This window comes from Winogradskyella poriferorum (assembly GCF_050618035.1).
Classification (GTDB): domain Bacteria; phylum Bacteroidota; class Bacteroidia; order Flavobacteriales; family Flavobacteriaceae; genus Winogradskyella; species Winogradskyella poriferorum_A.
Genome location: NZ_JBODPY010000303.1, coordinates 1 through 213, shown reverse-complemented (window position 1 = coordinate 213; position 213 = coordinate 1). Strand labels below are relative to the sequence as shown.

Genomic DNA, 213 nt, shown 5'->3' with positions numbered 1-213 from the left:
ATTCCAGAGACCTTAGACAAAACTAATTTAGGAACCTTAAAGACTGGTGATATCATTAATCTAGAGCGCGCCATGAAGCTAGGAGAACGGTTAGATGGGCATATTGTACAGGGGCGCGTGGATCAAACTGCTACCTGTACAAGAGTTAAAGAAGAGGATGGTAGTTGTTATTTTACATTTGAATATGATCCGGCTTTAAGTAACGTAACTATC

1 pseudogene is annotated in these 213 nt (G+C 39.9%); it reads left to right on the top strand.

The annotated features are described in order from the left end of the window. A pseudogene (locus ACRHOC_RS15860) lies at nucleotides 1-213 on the top strand (riboflavin synthase); the annotation flags it as partial.